We start from the raw sequence: 14,933 nt of genomic DNA, 5'->3' as shown, positions 1-14,933 counted from the left end.
GTGCGGACTCGTGGAGTCGATCAGGCGGACCTCGTACCTGTTGCGCTGGACGGCCATCACGTGACCTCCGTGGCGGACGTGTTCCTGAGGACCCAGAGTCGGGCTCGGGCGTAGGAGAAGAAGCGCAACGGTTCGTCGGCCGGGGGCAGGGCCTTCACCCACTGACGGGTCGTGTGGTCGCGGACGATCCAGACCGGGTACGAGGCGCCGTGGGCGGCGTCGGCGGGGACGATGGTGTAGCGGCCGGTCATCGTCGGGTCGCCACCTGGATGAAGTCGGAGGCCTTCTCCACGCGCTCGGCGAACTCGTTGAACTCGCCCTCGATCGGCGAGATCGCGGACCTGCTGGGGACGAGGATCGCGCCGGCCCGGTTGTCCAGGAGGCGTTGTAGGGCGGCCTGGAGGAGAGGGCGCCGCTCGGGCCCCTTCGCGTCGACTTCGTCGTCGACGACGATCAGGGCGATGTCCCAGTTGAAGGCGTGCGCGTAGGCCTCGCACCTGCGCAACTCGCGCTCGGGGAAGCCGGAGCTGGTCTTGGCCAGGTACGTGACGACCTGGAAGTTGTGGGTGGGGGTGTTGGGGGGCATGACTGTCTCCGCGGTAGCACATCGCATCCGACTTCTCACCGGCTGTAGCCATAGTGGCGTGCGAGCGCTTAGGATCGGAAGGCTTTCCCACTTGACAGTCTTCGCCATGGGATTCAGGTGGCGTCGGAGGTGTGATTATGCGTGAGACGAAACTCAATCCGTCGGCATCCCCCCTTGCGGCGTTCGGCGCCCAACTTCGCAAGGCCCGCCAGGCGGCTGGTATGACCCAGGCCGAGCTTGGCAGGCTTACGTCGCTGAGTGACAGTCAGATTTCGAACCTCGAAAGAGGGACGCGCAGTCCCACACTCGACTGGGTGGTTGAGGTCGATCGGGTTCTGAACACTGGAGGGACGCTGGAGCTGACCTATTGGAGCCTCAGCGGTGGGGGATCCCTGCTGGAAGGTTTCCCGGAGTATGCGGCGCACGAGGCAAAGGCGGTTGAGCTGCGGCAGTTCGAGTTGGGTGTTGTTCCTGGGCTGTTCCAGACCAGGGCCTACGCTGAGGCGTTGGCGGCGGCCGATGTGAGACGAGGGGCCATCACGGCGGAGGAGGCTGAGGGGCGAGTCTCGTATCTCCTCACTCGTCAACAGCGGCTCGACAGTAAAGATGTGGCGCTCGTTCACGCGGTGCTGGACGAGAGTTGTATCCGAAGGCTGGTGGGTGGTGCGACCGTCATGAGGGATCAACTCGACTGCTTGGTAGAGCTGTTCGAGCGCCCGAGGACTATCATCCAGGTGGCGCCGTTCTCCATGGGTGAGCGTAGATCCCTCGCTCTGCCGGTGGTGCTGCTGACGATGCCTGACCGCAGCATGCTGGGGTACGCAGAGTCGCAAGCGCGTGGGTTCCTGACCAGGGAAACTGAAACGGTCACGGCGTGGGCCAGGGACTACGATCGGCTTCAGATGGGCGCCAGTTCGGATGTGGTGTCCCTCGAAATGATCCGCGCAGCTCGGAAGGACCTCCGATCATGACCCGCACCGACCATGCAGCTCTGACCGGCGTTGGCTGGGTCAAGTCCAGCTACAGCCAGAACGGCGGCAACTGCGTCGAGGTGGCCCCCGACTTCCCTGGCGTCGTTCCCGTCCGCGACTCGAAGGACCAGGAAGGGCCCGCTCTCCTCTTCCCTCCCGACGCATGGCGATCCTTCGTTGCCGCGACCGCCGCCGGCGAGTTCGGCGACATCTGATTCAGGGCCTCACCCGCGAGCCCCCGGACCGTTTGGTCCGGGGGCTCGCGGCGTGCGGGGTGGCATTGACAGCGGGCGGCGTCCGGCTGAATGCTAAGCAAGCGCTTAGTCAACGAGGCCACACCCCGAGGACCCCGAGGAGCTGCCCGATGCCCGAGACCCCCGCCGAGCCGCCCGGGCTGGACCTCGCCCGCCTCCGCGCCCACCTGGACCGCGAGCTGCCCGGGCTCGTCCAGGGCCCGCTGCGGGCCGACCTCATCGAGGGCGGCCGCTCCAACCTCACGTACGTCCTCACCGACGGCACCGGCCGCTGGGTGCTGCGCCGCCCGCCGCTCGGACACGTCCTGGCCACCGCGCACGACATGGGCCGCGAGTACCGCGTCATGACCGCACTGCGCGACACCGACGTGCCCGTCCCGCGCACCCTGCTGCTCGATCCCGGCACGGAGGTGCTCGGCGCCCCCTGGTACCTGATGGAGTTCGTCCCCGGCCTCGCGCACCGGGCCCGCGCCCCGTTCGCCGCCCTCGGCCAGCAGCGCGTCCACGCGCTCGGGCGGCGACTGGTCGACACCCTCGCCGCCCTGCACCGGATCGACCCGGCCGACGTCGGCCTCGCGGACTTCGGCCGCCCCGACGGCTACCTGGAGCGCCAGCTGAGGCGCTGGTCCACCCAGCTCGCCAACTCCCGCAGTCGCGAACTGCCCGACGTGGAGCGGCTGCACGCCCTGCTCGCCGAGCGGCGGCCGATCTCCCCGGCGCCCGCCCTGGTGCACGGCGACTACCGGCTGGACAACGTGCTGGTCGGCGACGGTGACGCGATCACCGCCGTGCTGGACTGGGAGATGTCCACCCTCGGCGACCCGCTCACCGATGTCGGCCTGCTGGTGATGTACACCGAGGTCGCCGGCGTCGGCGGCGGCATCATCCCGTCCGCAGCGACCGCCCCCGGCTTCCCGAAGCCGGACGAACTGGTCGCGTACTACGCCGAGTTGACCGGCCGCCAGGCCGCCGACCTGGACTGGTACGTCGCCTTCGCCTCCTTCAAGCTCGCCGTCGTCGCCGAGGGCATCCACTACCGCTACCAGCAGGGCCGCACCCTCGGCGCGGGCTTCGAGCGGGCCGGCGAGATGGCCCCGATCCTCGCCCGGTACGGCCTGAGCACCCTCAAGGAGCACTGACCGATGGACTTCGCCTACGACGCCCGCACGAACGAACTCCGCGAGCAGCTGCTGGCCTTCATGGACCAGCACGTGCACCCGGCGGAGGCGGCCCTCGCGCAGCAGCTCGCCGACCCGGCCCGCGAGGCCTGGAGCATCCCGCCCGTGGTCGCCGAACTCCAGGCCGAGGCGCGCAAACAGGGCCTGTGGAACCTCTTCCTCCCCGGGGAGGGCGGCGCCGGCCTGACCAACCTCCAGTACGCACCGCTCGCCGAAATCACCGGCCGCAGCCCGCACTTGGCCCCGCCCGCGCTCAACTGCGCGGCCCCCGACACCGGCAACATGGAACTGCTCGCCCAGTTCGGCACCGCCGAGCAGCGCGAGCGCTGGCTGCGCCCGCTGCTGGACGCCGAGATCCGCTCCGCCTTCGCGATGACCGAGCCCGAGGTCGCCTCCTCGGACGCCACCAACATCGCCACCCGGATCGAGCGCGACGGCGACGAGTACGTCGTCAACGGCCGCAAGTGGTACATCACCGGGGCGATGAACCCGCAGTGCCGGATCCTCATCGTGATGGGCAAGACCGACCCGGCCGCCGAACCGCACCGCCGGCAGAGCATGGTGCTCGTCCCGCGCGACACCCCCGGCGTCACCGTCAGGCGCGGCATGACGGTCTTCGGCTACGACGACGCGGACCACGGCGGCCACGCCGAGGTGTTGTTCGAGGACGTCCGCGTCCCGGTCGGGAACCTGATCGGGGAGGAGGGGGCGGGCTTCGCCATCGCCCAGGCCCGGCTCGGACCCGGCCGGATCCACCACTGCATGCGCGCGATCGGCATCGCCGAGCGCGCCCTGGAGCTGATGTGCCGCCGGGTGAACGGGCGGGTCGCCTTCGGCCGGCCGCTCGCCGAGCAGGGCGTGGTGCAGGACTGGATCGCCGAATCCCGGGTCAGGATCGAGCAGTTGAGGTTGCTCGTACTCAAGACCGCCTGGCTGATGGACACCGTCGGCAACCGGGGCGCGCACACCGAGATCCAGGCGATCAAGATCGCCACCCCGCGCACCGTCGAGTGGATCCTCGACAAGGCCGTCCAGGCGCACGGCGCCGCGGGCGTCAGCCAGGACACCCCGCTCGCGCAGCTCTGGGCCGGCAACCGCACCCTGCGGCTGGCCGACGGCCCGGACGAGGTGCACAAGCGCTCGCTGGCCCGGCGGGAGCTGCGGCGGCACCCGTAGGGGTGTCATACCGGAGTACTCAGGGGCGGGTTGGCTCCTGGGTATGACGGCCGCGGCCCGCCCCCGCCCGTACTGTCCTGATCAGCAGGCCGGCAGATCAGCAGGCCGGCAGGTCGACGGGGACGAGGAGAGACATCATGGGCGGGCGGGGACGGGCCGCGGCGGCGGTACTGCTGGCGGCGACGGCGGTGCTCGGAGTGGTCGGCGCCCCCGGGGCGGTGGCGGCAGCACCGGCGCCCGGGGCGGACGGCGGCGGCGAGCGGCAGGCCCGGGCCTGGCTGCCGGAGCCCACCGGGCCGTACCCGATCGGCACCGCCACGCTGCACCTGACCGACACCGGGCGGGAGGACCCCTGGAAGCCCGGGCAGCGCCGCGAGCTGATGATCAGCCTCTGGTACCCGACCGCCCGCCCGGCCACCGGCGCCGACCGCGCCCGGTACATGGACCCCGCCGCCGGCGAACACTTCGGCACCGAGGGCAGCATCGGCCAGGCGAACCACGGCGCCACGCCCGGCCGCACCGACTGGGCGGGCATCCGCACCCACGCCCGGCCCGACGCCCCCGCCCTGCCCGGCGGCCCGCGCCCGGTGGTGCTGTACTCGGCCGGCCTCGGCGACCCGCGCACCTGGGGCACCGGGCTGGTCGAGGACCTGGCCTCGCGCGGCTACGTCGTGGTCACGCTGGACCACACCTACGAGGCCTCCGAAGTCGCCTTCCCCGACGGGGAGCTGGCCACCTCCGTGTTCCCCGCGCTGGTCGGACAGCCCGGCCTGGACATCGGCGCGGTGCTGCGCGAGTCGATGCGGACCAGGGTCGACGACACCCGCTTCGTACTGGACGAACTCGGCGGCCTGCGCCTGGATCCACGGCTGCCGGCCGGTCTCGCCGCCTCGCTGGACCTCGACCGGATCGGCATGGTCGGCCACTCGGCGGGCGGCTTCACCGCCCTCCAGACCATGCACGACGACCCTCGCATCGCGGCCGGCGTCAACCTGGACGGCCAACTGCACTTCCCGGGCCCCGACGGTCACACCGGGGTGTACCTGCCCAGCGTCGCCCAGGACGGCCTGGACCGCCCGTTCCTGCTGATGGGCACCCGCAACGAGGACTCCGGGGACCACCACCGGCAGCCCGGCTGGGACGCCCTCTGGCAGCACAGCACCGGCTGGCACGCCGACGTCACGCTGAACGGCTCCCGGCACGGCTCCTACACCGACGCGCAGTCCCTGCTGCCCCAGCTCGCCCGGCAGGGCGCGATCACCCCGGAGCGGCTGAGCGCCGACGTCGGCGACGTCCGCCCCGACCGGGCGGTGCTCGCCACCCGCTCCTACGTCGCGTCCTTCCTCGACCGCTGGCTGCGCGGACACGACGACCACCTGCTGGACGGGCCCTCGGCGCGCTTCCCGGAGATGGAGTACGCGCGGTAGGGCAACATCCGCCGACCACCGCACCGCGCTCCCGTCGAGCCTGCCGTCAGTCCCCGAGGACGGCGATCCGGCCGGTGCTGCGCCCGTCGGCGACGAGCTGGACGGCGTCGGCGGCCCCGGTGAGCGGCACCCGGGCGCTCACCAGGGGGCGGACCACCCCTTGGGCGGCGAGGCGGGTCAGCTCGTCGTGGGCGGCGCGGACGGCCTGCGGGTCATGGGTGTTGTAGAGGCCCCAGTGCAGGCCGAGGATGGCGTAGTTCTTCACCAGCGCGTGGTTGAGCGCCGGTGCCGGGATCCGGCCGGCGGCGAAGCCGACCACCACGATCCGGCCCTCGAAGGCGACGCACTTGGCGGAGCCGGTGTAGGCGTCCCCGCCGACCGGGTCGAAGACCACGTCCGCGCCGCGCCCGCCGGTGAACTCCTTGACGGCGGCGACGAAGTCCCCGGCCGTCCGGTCCACCACCAGGTCGGCGCCGAGCGCCCGGGCCGCCTGCGCCTTGGCGGGGCCGCCGACCACGGCGACCACCCGGGCCCCGGCGGCCCGGCCCAGTTGGACCGCCGCGCTGCCCACGCCGCCCGCCGCCGCGTGCACCAGCAGCGTCTCGCCGGTCGCCAGCCGGGCCCGGCGGTGCAGGGCGAACCACGCGGTCTGGTAGCCGATGTGCAGCGCGGCCGCCTCGGCGTCGTCCAGCGCCCCGGGCGCGGGGAAGGCGGCGGCCGCGTCCAGCAGCGCGTACTCGGCGAAGGCGCCGTGCGGCAGCACCGGGTTGCCGATCAGCCGCTCGCCCCGCCGCGCGCCGTCCGCCACCTCGCCGCACAGCTCCACGCCGGGCGTGAACGGCAGCGGCGGGCGGACCTGGTACTGGCCGCGCACCATCAGCGCGTCCGGGAAGTTGACCGCCGCGGCCCGCACCCGGACCAGCAGCTGCCCCGGCCCGGCCACCGGCCGCGGCACCTCCTCGGCCAGCCGCATCACCTCGCCCGGCTCGCCGAGCCGCTCCACCTGCCAGGCCCTCACAGCGCCTCGCTCCTCTCCAGCCCCTGCTGGAGCCGGTTCATCCCGTTGATCCAGCGGTCCGGTTCGGTGGCCCGGACCCGGTAGTACTCGGCGACCTCGGGGTGCGGCAGGATCAGGAAGCGGCCCTCGCGCAGCCCGGCCAGCGCCGCCTCGGCGACGTCCTCCGGGTCCAGCGCGGTGGGCGCGAGCAGGGCCTCGCCGACCGCGCCGGTCGAGGCGAGCATGTCGGTGCGCACGCCCTGCGGGCAGAGCGCGTGCACCCGGACGCCGCGGTGGCGGTACGTCGCGGAGAGCCATTCGGCGAAGGCGAGCGCGCCGTGCTTCGTGACCGAGTACGGGGCCGATCCCAACATGGTGAGCAGCCCGGCGGCGGAGACCGTGGCGAGGAAGCGGCCGCCGCCGCGCTCCAGCCAGCGGGGGAGCAGCAGGTCGGCGGCCCGGACGTGGGCGAGGACGTTGACCTCCCAGGCGCTCGCCCAGGCCGCGGCGGGCGCGTCGGCCCCGCCGACCGGGGCGACGCCCGCGTTGGCGCACCACACGTCGATCTCGCCGAGCGCGGCCCGGGCCTGCCCGACCAGGGCGGCCAGCCCCTCGGGGGAGGCGGCGTCCCCGGGGGCGGCGGTGCCGCCGCAGTCCCCGGCGACGGCGCGGGCGGCGTCGGCGTCCAGGTCGTTGACCACCACCCGGGCGCCGGCCGCGGCGAAGGCCCGGGCCAGGGCGGCGCCGATGCCGCGCCCGCCGCCGGTCACGACCACGCCCTGGCCGGCGAAGTCCGTCGCCGGAGCGTCCGTGTCCGCGGTGTCCGTTGCCGGGGCCTCCTGGTCCGCTGCCGCCGTGTCCGCTGCCGCCGTGTCCGCCGCGCCGCTCACAGGCCGCCGCCGAGGGTGACTCCGCCGTCGACGACCAGGGTCTGGCCGGTGATCCAGGCGGCGTCCGCGGAGAGCAGGAAGGCGACCGCGCCCGCGACGTCCTCGGGCACGCCGAGCCGGCCGAGCGGGTAGGCGGCGGCGACCTGCTCCTCCCGGCCCTCGTACAGGGCCTCGGCGAACCTGGTCTTGACCACGGCGGGGGCGACGGCGTTGACCCGGATGCCCTGGCCGCCCAGCTCGGCGGCGAGTTCGGTGGTGAGCCGGATCAGTGCGGCCTTGCTGACCCCGTACATGCCGATCCCGAGCGAGGAGCGGATGCCCGCGACGGAGGCCACGTTGACCACCGAGCCGCCGTGCTCGCCCATCCAGGCGGCGTGCGCGCGGCGGGTCCAGGCCAGCGGGGCCAGCACGTTGACGGCGAGGATCTTGGCGGCGGCGGCCTCGTCGGTGTCGAGGACCGGGCCGTAGAGGGGGTTGATGCCGGTGTTGTTGACCAGGTGGTCGAGCCGGCCGAAGGCCTCCAGGGTGCGGGCGACGGCCTCCTCCTGGTGGACCGGGTCGTCGGTCTTCCCGGCGACGGCGATGGCGTTCTCCGGCCCGCCCAGGTCGTGGACGGCCTCGGCGAGCGGCTCGGGGTTGCGGGCGGTCAGGCAGACCTTGGCGCCGCGGGCGACCAGCTCGCGTGCGATGCCGAGGCCGATGCCCCGGCTCGATCCGGTGACGACGGCCACCCGGCCCTTGAAGGAGTGCGCCACGGAGGGTCCTGCCTTTCGCACGGAACGTTCGACGGGGGTGCCGGGTGGACGGAGACGCCGGTTCGGCGGGGGTGCCTGGCCGGCGGGTGTGCCGGACCACCGGCTGACTAAGCGCTTGCTCAGCATGGTGTCGGTGCGGGAGCCTGTCAACAGTCCGTCGACCGGGCGGCGGGAATGCGTGTACGAGTTCTCTGGGAGGATGGCGCCATGACCAGCACGCCCATCGCCGACCTCTGGCGCACCCTGCCCGGCGGCGCCGACTCCCGCCCCGAGGCGGCGTACCGGCTGCTCCAGGCGGCCGTCGAATCCTTCGCGGAGCGCGGTTTCCACGCCACCACCACCCGGGACATCGCCACCGCCGCCGGGATGAGCCCGGCGGCGCTGTACATCCACTACCAGTCCAAGGCCGCGCTGCTGGCGGAGATCAGCCAGGCCGGGCACGCGGCCACGCTGGAGCTGGTCCGGGCGGCGGCGTCCGGCGAGGGCGGCCCGGTGGACCGGATGCGCCGGCTGGTCGAGGAGTTCACCGCCTGGCACGCCCGGGCCCGTACGGTCGGCCGGGTGGTCAACTACGAGCTGCACGCGCTGCCCGAGGACGCCTACGCGGTGGTCGCGGCGCTGCGGCTGGACATCGAGCGCGAGGTCAGCACGCTGATCGAGGCGGGCGTGAGGGCCGGTGTCTTCCAGGTGTCCGAGGTTCGGACGGCGGCCCGCGCGGTCACCTCGCTGGGCATCGACGTCTCCCGCTGGTTCACCGACCGCTCCACCGAGACGCCGGATGAACTCGGCGGTCGCTACGGCGAGTTGGTGCTGAGGATGCTCGGCGCCCGGATCTGATCCGCCGGGCCGACCGGCCAGTCCTCGGCTTTCCGAACGTCCTCGGCCGGCGGCCGGTAGGATGACAACTCAGTTGCCATGTGTTCCGAGGAGGACCGATGACGCGTCAGACCGGCGATGTGCCCGCCCTGCTGGCCGAGGCCTGGGCCTCCTGGGCGGAACGCGGCGCGGCCCTGGACGAGGCGTCGTGGGGGCTCGCCACCCGGTTGCCCGGCTGGACCGTCCGGGATCTGTACGCGCACGTGGCGCCGGTGCCGGAGATGTTCGCCGGGCTGCGCGGGGCCCTGGTGGACGGCCCAGCCGAGGTGACCACCGGGGTCGGCATCCTGCGGGCCTACAACCGGCCGGGCGGGATCGCGCACACCGCGGCCGAGCAGGTCGCCGAGACGGCGAAGCAGACCGCCGCGGCGGCCGAACCGGCCGAGCTGGTCGCCCGGTTCGGAGCCGAGGGCCCGGCGGCCCTGGCCGGCATCGCCGACCTGGCGCCCACCGCCGCGGTGGCCCACCCGCTGCTCGGCTCGGTGACGGTCGGCGCGCTCGGCGAGGTGGCGCTGATGGAGGCGACCGTCCACCTGCTCGACCTGATCGCGGCGATCGGCGGCCCGCCGCCGTCCGACGGCGCCCTGCACTTCACCCGCGCCCTGCTCGCCGAGGTCGCCGACCCGGCGGCCTTCATCGAGGCGGCGGCCGGTCGAGGCACCACGGCGGTCCTGCCCGTCATCCGCTGACGCCGGGGCGCGGCGCGTAGGCCGCGACGGCGGAGCCGGCGGAGCTGTGCCCGGGGTGGACGGCGGCCGGGCCCGCGCCCCGTCGGCCGGGCCCGTGGGGGCCGTCGCCGCAGGTCCCGGGTCTCGGGGCCGGTTCGCGGGCTGTGGCACGATGCCCGCAGGCCGGTCACCAGGGACGGCCCGCGCCACGCCGCAGGCACGAGCGGCGGGCGGTTCCACCGCACGCAGAATGAGGACCCGCCATGTCCGAGACCATCCCCAGCCACGCCCGGCCCACCGGGCAGCCCTCCTTCCGCCCCGCCACCCTCGCCGACGTACCGGCGCTGGTCGAACTGGTCGAGTCCGCCTACCGCGGCGACGCCAGCCGGGCCGGCTGGACCACCGAGGCGGACCTGCTGGAGGGCCAGCGCACCGACGCCGAGGGCGTCGCCGAGGTCATCGGCCGCTCCGACGGGGTGCTGCTGGTCGCCGAGCGGGACGGCCGGCTGGTCGCCTGCTGCCAGCTGGAGCACCGCGGGGACCGTGCGTACTTCGGCATGTTCTCGGTGCGCCCCGGGCTCCAGGGCGGCGGTCTCGGCCGGGCCGTGCTCGCCGAGGCCGAGCGGCTGGCCGGCCAGGAGTGGGGCGTGGGCGAGCTGGAGATGACCGTGATCGAGCAGCGCGCCGACCTGATCGCGTGGTACGAGCGGCGCGGCTTCCGCCGGACCGGGGTCTTCACCCCGTTCCCGTACGGCGACGAGCGTTTCGGCGTCCCGCTGCGCCCTGATCTGCGGTTCGAGAAGCTGACGAAGGCGCTGACGAAGGCGCTGAACGGGTCGCTGGAGAAGGCCTGACCGACGGGGCGCGGGCCGGCGGTGCTCGGGGTCGAATCCATGATCGCTTGACGGTTCGTCGGTACGTGATGCCATGTCAAGTCACTGACCAGGGGCGATGCGGAGATGTCATACCTCGTTCATGATTGGTCTAGGCCAATGTGAGAGGCTGAGGGCGAACGGCCACGTTCCGTCCCATGCCCAGGGGGGCCACTTCCGCATGCCCGTACTCCATGGCACCGCCATGCCCGCGCCCGATGCCGGCCCGCGCCGGATCCCCGCGGACCCCGACCTCCGCCTGCCCAGCCCGCCCGACGACGAGGAGCTCTACTGGTACTTCGGCCCGCAGCGCCGCTGGGTGCTGCTCTGCGCCACCCTCTCCTACGCGGGAGCCACCGCCACCCTCGGCCTGTTCGCCCTCAGCCGGCCGCTGCTCTGGCCCTTCCTGGTGCTCACCGTGCTCAACGCGGCCACCTGGCTGCTCTCGCTCACCGACGGCCAGCGCGCCCGCCGCTACACCCGCGACTCGCACGACCTGCTGATGCGCGCCTGGCAGCCCGCCCGCCACCCGAGCGTCGACCTGCTGCTGCCGACCGCCGGCGAGCCGCTGGCCGTCCTGGAGAACGCCTACCGCCACACCGCCGCCGTCCAGTGGGCCGGCGCGCTGACCGTCATCGTCCTCGACGACGCGGCCCGCCCCGAGGTGCGCGAACTCGCCGAGTCCTACGGCTTCCAGTACCGGGCCCGCCCCGACCGCGGCCGGTTCAAGAAGGCCGGCAACCTCAACCACGGCCTGGCCGAGGGCAACGGCGAGATCGTCGCCGTCCTGGACGCCGACTTCTGCCCCCGCCCCGACTTCCTGCACCACCTGGTGCCCTACCTCGACAACCCCGAGGTCGGCATCGTGCAGAGCCCGCAGTGCTTCGACACGGACGCCGACATGTCCTGGCTCGAACGCGCCGCGGGAGCCACCCAGGAGATCTTCTACCGCTGGATCCAGCCCTCCCGGGACGCGCAGGACGGCACCGTCTGCTGCGGCACCAACGCCCTCTACCGCCGCGCCGCACTCATGCGCGTCGGCGGCTTCGCCGAGATCGACCACAGCGAGGACCTCTACACCGGCCTCTCGCTCGCCCGCGCCGGGTGGACCACCCGGTACGTGCCCGCCCTGGTCGCCAAGGGCATGTCGCCCACCGGCCTCCCGGCCTTCATCAGCCAGCAGTACCGCTGGTGCCTCGGCTCCCTGGCGCTCGTCCGCGACCCGGACTTCCGCCGCGGACCGCTCCCTCGCTCCGCCCGGCTCTGCTTCTGGAACGGCATCCTCGGCTACGTCACCAGCGCGGTGAACGTCTTCGCCGTCCCGCTGCCTGCCCTGATCATGCTGTTCTTCGCCCCCGGTGAGATCCAGCCGTGGCAGGTGCTGCCGTTCCTGCCGCCGATCTGGGTCTCGCTCGTCCTGCTGCCCGCGATGTCCCGCACCCGCTGGCGCTTCGAGGTCACCCGGGTCCAACTCCTCGGCGGACTCTGCCACGTGGTCGCCATCGCGCACGCGCTGCGCCGCCGCAGTGCCGACTGGGTGCCCACCGGCGCCGTGTCGGGCGGCAGTTCACTGGCCAAGGCGGTCGCCCGGATCGGCGTCGGCTGGCTGGGGTTCGTCGTCCTCGCGGGCATCGCCGGACTCGTGCGCGCGGCCGTGCTGTACGGCTGGCAGCCCTACTGGGCGCTCACCGCGCTGCTCGCGCTCACCGCGTACACCATGATCCCGCTGATCCGGTCCCTGTGGCCGCTCCTGCGCGGTGGCAACGGGGCCGCCGTCGGAGAGGTCGCCCCGCCCGTGCGGCGCCGGTCCGACCTGGGATTCGGCCACGCGGAGGCCGTCGCCGTCACCGCCGTGCTGCTGCTCTGCGGGCTGCTGGCCTCCGGCTGGGCCGATCCGCTGATTTTCTGACGCTTCGTCAACTCAGCTCGTCGATTCCGCTCCATCAACTCCTGACGTCAAAGTCGATGTCTGACGACCCATCAACTTCGTTCGGATCCACCGCGTTTCCCAACGCGTCGCCCCACCGGCGCGGATGCGCCGCCCGGCCGCCCCATCGGCCCGGCGGTCCCGACCACCCGCTGCCTGCCCCTGCGAGGAGCACCGCCGTGTCAACGGCCGTACCACCACCGTCGTCGTCCCCTTCCTCCCCTGCCGCCACCGCCTCGGCCGAGCTGCTGCCCGGCGTCGTCCGAATGGACCGGCAGGCCGCGCCCGAGCGGCGCCCCTCCGCAGAAGCCGTCGCACCGCCGCAGGCCCAGCGGCGCACCGGCTTCCGCCCCGACATCGAGGGCCTGCGCGGCGTCGCCGTCCTCTCCGTCCTCGCCTACCACGCCGCCGTTCCCGGCTTCGCCGGCGGCTACGTCGGCGTCGACGTCTTCTTCGTCATCTCCGGCTTCCTCATCACCGGACTGCTGCTCGGCCGCCCGATCGGCCTGTGGGACTTCGCCGCCCGCCGCGCCCGCCGCATCCTGCCCGCCGCCGCCACCGTCCTGGTCGCCACCGCCGTCGCCGGTGGCGCGCTGCTCGACCCGCTGCGCGGCACCGACCTCGCCCGCGACCTGATGGCCTCCGCCGGACAGTTCGTCAACTGGCGCTTCGTCGGCCAGCAGACCGACTACCTGGCCGCCGAACACGCCCCGAGCCCGCTCCAGCACTTCTGGTCGCTCGGCGTGGAGAACCAGTTCTACCTGCTGTGGGGCGTTCTGCTGCTCGGCCTCGCCCGCTTCCTGCACGGTCGCCGCCGCACCGTCGCGATCACCCTGGCCACCACGGCCATCGGCGCGGTCTCGTTGCTGCTGTGCGTCCGGTGGACGGCGACCTCGGCACCGCTCGCCTACTTCTCCACCGGCAGCCGGCTCTGGGAGTTCGCGGCCGGCGCGTGCGCGGCGCTGCTCGCCGGCGCGCTGGCCGGCCGCACGCAGCGGCGCGGGACGGCCTGGTCGCTGCGACTGCTCGGCTGGGCCGGCGCCGCCGCCGTCCTCGCGTCGATCCTGCTCTACGACCGGAACACCCCCTTCCCCGGCACCGCCGCGCTGGTGCCCGTCCTCGGCGCCGCCGCCGTCCTGCTCGCCGGCCCCGCCCACCGCGCGCTCGGCGCCACCGACGCCGGGCGCCTCCTCGACAGCCGCCCGCTGCGCGCCGCCGGACGCCTGTCATACGCCTGGTACCTCTGGCACTGGCCGGTGCTGACCATCGCCCAGGCCCGCTACGGCGCCCTGCCCTGGACCACCCTGGCCGCCCTCGCCGCAGCCAGCGCGCTGCCCGCCTGGCTCACCATGCGGCTCGTCGAACAGCCGCTGCGCTACGGCAGCAGCCCGGCGCCGCGCCGGGGCCTCGCGGTCGGCGCCAGCGCGCTCGTCATCCCGCTGATCGCCGCCCTCGCCCTCGGCGGCGGCACGGTCCGCGCCCTCGGTGGCACCGCCGACACCCCCTCCGCCGCCCCGGCCGGGGCCCCGACCGGCCCCACCCTGCTCGCCCCCGGCGCGCGGGTGCTCGGCCTGACCCCCTCGCTGGCCCGCGCCCGGGAGGACTTCCCGCCCGGCAAGGGCTGCGAGATCCCGCTGAACGCCGACAGCAGCCCGCGCTGCCTGTTCGGCGCCGAGGACAGCCCCGACCGGATCGTGCTGCTCGGCGACTCGCACGCCGGCCAGTGGATATCCTCCGCACTCGCGATGGCCGAGCAGCGGCACTGGGCCCTGGAGGTCCTGGTCAAGCCCGGCTGCCCGCTCGCCACCCTCACCGTGCGCAACAACGTCCTCGGCCGCACCTTCGAGGAGTGCGACCGCTGGCGCGAGAACACCCTCACCCGGCTCACCTCCGGGCCCAGGCCGCGCCTCGTCCTGATGGCCGGCCTCAACCGCTACGGCAGCCAGGAGGAACGCACCCAGGGCTGGACCCGCACCCTGGACCGCCTCGCCGCCGTCGGCGCCCCGCTCGCCTACCTCGGCGACACCCCGATGCCCGGCAAGGACATCCCGACCTGCCTCGCCGCATCCGACGGCCGCTCGGACGCCTGCTTCTTCCCGCGCGACACCGCCTTCGAGCCGGACCCGATGCTCGACGGCGGCCTCGCCGCCCGCTACGGCGTCCGCACCCTGGACCTGGGCCCGCTGCTGTGCCCCGGCAGCGGACCGGACTGCCCGGCGGTGCTGGAAGGTGTGGTGCTGTACCGCGACACCGGCCACATCACCGACACCCTGGCCCGGGTCCTGGCGCCGCGCCTGGACAAGGGAATCCTGGAGGGGGCCGGGTAGCGCGGCTCCACCGCTTGGGGCGCCCCGCC

The 14,933-nt window shown here is 73.8% G+C and carries 15 protein-coding genes; 10 read left to right on the top strand and 5 right to left on the bottom strand.

Annotated features, from left to right (window positions below; translation table 11 throughout):
• Positions 1-56: 56 nt before the first annotated feature.
• Together ACIO9K_RS13385 and ACIO9K_RS13380 are read right to left on the bottom strand one after the other, a co-directional pair.
• Positions 57-251: a hypothetical protein gene (locus tag ACIO9K_RS13385; RefSeq protein WP_400329421.1), complete on the bottom strand. Its 195-nt coding sequence runs from the start codon at positions 249-251 to the stop codon at positions 57-59.
• Complete coding sequence (locus ACIO9K_RS13380) at positions 248-586, bottom strand: hypothetical protein (protein ID WP_400329418.1); 339 nt, start codon at positions 584-586, stop codon at positions 248-250. Before ACIO9K_RS13380 ends, ACIO9K_RS13385 begins: the two co-directional genes overlap by 4 nt.
• A gap of 137 nt (positions 587-723) precedes the next feature.
• On the opposite strand from ACIO9K_RS13380, the gene ACIO9K_RS13375 reads away from it, so the two are divergent.
• From ACIO9K_RS13375 to ACIO9K_RS13355, 5 genes are all read left to right on the top strand, one after another.
• A complete protein-coding gene (locus ACIO9K_RS13375) occupies positions 724-1,557 on the top strand; it encodes a helix-turn-helix domain-containing protein (RefSeq protein ID WP_400329415.1) in 834 nt (277 codons plus the stop codon).
• On the top strand, positions 1,554-1,772 hold the full coding sequence (locus ACIO9K_RS13370; RefSeq protein ID WP_400329412.1) for a DUF397 domain-containing protein: 219 nt from the start codon (positions 1,554-1,556) through the stop codon (positions 1,770-1,772). The genes ACIO9K_RS13375 and ACIO9K_RS13370 overlap by 4 nt, the downstream gene beginning before the upstream one ends.
• A 149-nt stretch (positions 1,773-1,921) precedes the next feature.
• Entirely contained in the window at positions 1,922-2,950 is a 1,029-nt protein-coding gene (locus ACIO9K_RS13365) for a phosphotransferase family protein (RefSeq protein ID WP_400329409.1), read from the top strand.
• A gap of 3 nt (positions 2,951-2,953) precedes the next feature.
• A complete protein-coding gene (locus ACIO9K_RS13360) occupies positions 2,954-4,165 on the top strand; it encodes an acyl-CoA dehydrogenase family protein (protein ID WP_400329406.1) in 1,212 nt (403 codons plus the stop codon).
• Between the two features lie 137 nt (positions 4,166-4,302).
• On the top strand, positions 4,303-5,592 hold the full coding sequence (locus ACIO9K_RS13355; RefSeq protein ID WP_400329403.1) for an alpha/beta hydrolase family protein: 1,290 nt from the start codon (positions 4,303-4,305) through the stop codon (positions 5,590-5,592).
• Between the two features lie 46 nt (positions 5,593-5,638).
• Here ACIO9K_RS13355 and ACIO9K_RS13350 read toward each other — a convergent pair whose 3' ends face one another.
• The 3 genes from ACIO9K_RS13350 to ACIO9K_RS13340 all read right to left on the bottom strand — a co-directional run bounded on the left by ACIO9K_RS13350 (position 5,639) and on the right by ACIO9K_RS13340 (position 8,234).
• Positions 5,639-6,610 (bottom strand): NADPH:quinone oxidoreductase family protein, encoded by a 972-nt coding sequence (locus ACIO9K_RS13350; protein ID WP_400329400.1) that lies wholly within the window; start codon positions 6,608-6,610, stop codon positions 5,639-5,641.
• Entirely contained in the window at positions 6,607-7,365 is a 759-nt protein-coding gene (locus tag ACIO9K_RS13345) for an SDR family oxidoreductase (protein ID WP_400329601.1), read from the bottom strand. The genes ACIO9K_RS13350 and ACIO9K_RS13345 overlap by 4 nt, the downstream gene beginning before the upstream one ends.
• 110 nt (positions 7,366-7,475) lie before the next feature.
• Entirely contained in the window at positions 7,476-8,234 is a 759-nt protein-coding gene (locus tag ACIO9K_RS13340; RefSeq protein WP_363625491.1) for an SDR family oxidoreductase, read from the bottom strand.
• A 207-nt stretch (positions 8,235-8,441) separates the two neighbouring features.
• Here ACIO9K_RS13340 and ACIO9K_RS13335 point away from each other — a divergent pair, with 207 nt between their 5' ends.
• The 5 genes from ACIO9K_RS13335 to ACIO9K_RS13315 all read left to right on the top strand — a co-directional run bounded on the left by ACIO9K_RS13335 (position 8,442) and on the right by ACIO9K_RS13315 (position 14,904).
• Positions 8,442-9,071 carry a TetR/AcrR family transcriptional regulator gene (locus ACIO9K_RS13335; RefSeq protein ID WP_400329397.1) on the top strand — a complete coding sequence of 210 codons (630 nt, stop codon included), beginning with the start codon at positions 8,442-8,444 and terminating at the stop codon, positions 9,069-9,071.
• Positions 9,072-9,169: 98 nt separating this feature from the next.
• Positions 9,170-9,799 carry a maleylpyruvate isomerase N-terminal domain-containing protein gene (locus ACIO9K_RS13330; protein WP_400329394.1) on the top strand — a complete coding sequence of 210 codons (630 nt, stop codon included), beginning with the start codon at positions 9,170-9,172 and terminating at the stop codon, positions 9,797-9,799.
• Between the two features lie 242 nt (positions 9,800-10,041).
• Positions 10,042-10,632, top strand: coding sequence for a GNAT family N-acetyltransferase (locus ACIO9K_RS13325; RefSeq protein ID WP_400329391.1), 591 nt, complete (start codon positions 10,042-10,044; stop codon positions 10,630-10,632).
• A gap of 199 nt (positions 10,633-10,831) precedes the next feature.
• On the top strand, positions 10,832-12,559 hold the full coding sequence (locus ACIO9K_RS13320) for a cellulose synthase catalytic subunit (RefSeq protein ID WP_363625497.1): 1,728 nt from the start codon (positions 10,832-10,834) through the stop codon (positions 12,557-12,559).
• Between the two features lie 197 nt (positions 12,560-12,756).
• The gene (locus ACIO9K_RS13315; RefSeq protein ID WP_400329387.1) at positions 12,757-14,904 is read left to right on the top strand and encodes an acyltransferase family protein; all 2,148 of its coding nucleotides are present in this window, start codon (positions 12,757-12,759) and stop codon (positions 14,902-14,904) included.
• The last annotated feature ends 29 nt before the right edge of the window (positions 14,905-14,933 follow it).

It is taken from the genome of Kitasatospora sp. NPDC087271 (assembly GCF_044744605.1).
Taxonomy (GTDB): domain Bacteria; phylum Actinomycetota; class Actinomycetes; order Streptomycetales; family Streptomycetaceae; genus Kitasatospora.
This window is presented reverse-complemented; position numbering and strand designations above follow the sequence as displayed.

Bases quoted from the DNA above. Each gene is read 5' to 3' on its own strand.
- ACIO9K_RS13380 (WP_400329418.1), bottom strand. From the start codon at position 586: ATGCCCCCCAACACCCCCACCCACAACTTCCAGGTCGTCACGTACCTG.
- ACIO9K_RS13330 (WP_400329394.1), top strand. From the start codon at position 9,170: ATGACGCGTCAGACCGGCGATGTGCCCGCCCTGCTGGCCGAGGCCTGG.
- ACIO9K_RS13355 (WP_400329403.1), top strand. From the start codon at position 4,303: ATGGGCGGGCGGGGACGGGCCGCGGCGGCGGTACTGCTGGCGGCGACG.
- ACIO9K_RS13360 (WP_400329406.1), top strand. From the start codon at position 2,954: ATGGACTTCGCCTACGACGCCCGCACGAACGAACTCCGCGAGCAGCTG.
- ACIO9K_RS13370 (WP_400329412.1), top strand. From the start codon at position 1,554: ATGACCCGCACCGACCATGCAGCTCTGACCGGCGTTGGCTGGGTCAAG.
- ACIO9K_RS13320 (WP_363625497.1), top strand. From the start codon at position 10,832: ATGCCCGTACTCCATGGCACCGCCATGCCCGCGCCCGATGCCGGCCCG.
- ACIO9K_RS13335 (WP_400329397.1), top strand. From the start codon at position 8,442: ATGACCAGCACGCCCATCGCCGACCTCTGGCGCACCCTGCCCGGCGGC.
- ACIO9K_RS13325 (WP_400329391.1), top strand. From the start codon at position 10,042: ATGTCCGAGACCATCCCCAGCCACGCCCGGCCCACCGGGCAGCCCTCC.
- ACIO9K_RS13385 (WP_400329421.1), bottom strand. From the start codon at position 251: ATGACCGGCCGCTACACCATCGTCCCCGCCGACGCCGCCCACGGCGCC.
- ACIO9K_RS13365 (WP_400329409.1), top strand. From the start codon at position 1,922: ATGCCCGAGACCCCCGCCGAGCCGCCCGGGCTGGACCTCGCCCGCCTC.
- ACIO9K_RS13375 (WP_400329415.1), top strand. From the start codon at position 724: ATGCGTGAGACGAAACTCAATCCGTCGGCATCCCCCCTTGCGGCGTTC.